Origin of the sequence: Yersinia sp. 1252 StPb PI, from assembly GCF_048593885.1 — a bacterium.
GTDB lineage: Bacteria > Pseudomonadota > Gammaproteobacteria > Enterobacterales > Enterobacteriaceae > Yersinia > Yersinia enterocolitica_E.
Map to the genome: position 1 here is coordinate 1 of NZ_JAZGQE010000462.1, position 581 is coordinate 581.

Genomic DNA, 581 nt, shown 5'->3' on the forward strand with positions numbered 1-581 from the left:
ATCTATAATAAAAGTTAATAAAACATAACTATCTAGACATTATGAATAGAGAGCTTTTCCGTAACTTGACATTGTTATCCCAAAATCAGCCTTGGGTAGACAAGAAGATGGATCGCCTTGAAGATCTTTTATTTAAAGATTGTGACACACATGATGAGAGAGAACTGCTCATTAGCTTAGTTAGTAGAATCGAGTATTTAGATAGCGAAAGGTTCGTACAAATTCTTAAAGATCTAGCCTTGGATATAGTCAGTGACCCAGGGTTGCACGATAGATCTACTGTTGTTACAGCTATGACTATGGGTCATGATGCTGATAGTGGCCAATTAGTTCTATATTCATTAAAAACAATATTACAAGAGTTAAATTGGTCAAGTTATAAACATGTAAATAACGCAGCCCATGCATACAAAACAATAATGTCGTCTGCCCCACATAGAGATATAGTTCTAGTCGATGAATTTGTGGGTTCAGGCAAAACAGTCATTGACCGAGTGAAAAGTATAATAAGCCAATTTGGGACCGATAAAAAAGACGAATTTTCTATTAAAGTAAAGGTTATTGCTGCCACAGAGGAAGGG

General features: G+C 35.6%; 1 protein-coding gene. It reads left to right on the forward strand.

Annotated elements, in window-relative coordinates; genetic code table 11:
* Positions 1–107: 107 nt before the first annotated feature.
* A partial coding sequence (locus V2A85_RS24325; protein WP_420072638.1) for a phosphoribosyltransferase-like protein occupies positions 108–581 on the forward strand: 474 nt, incomplete at its 3' end.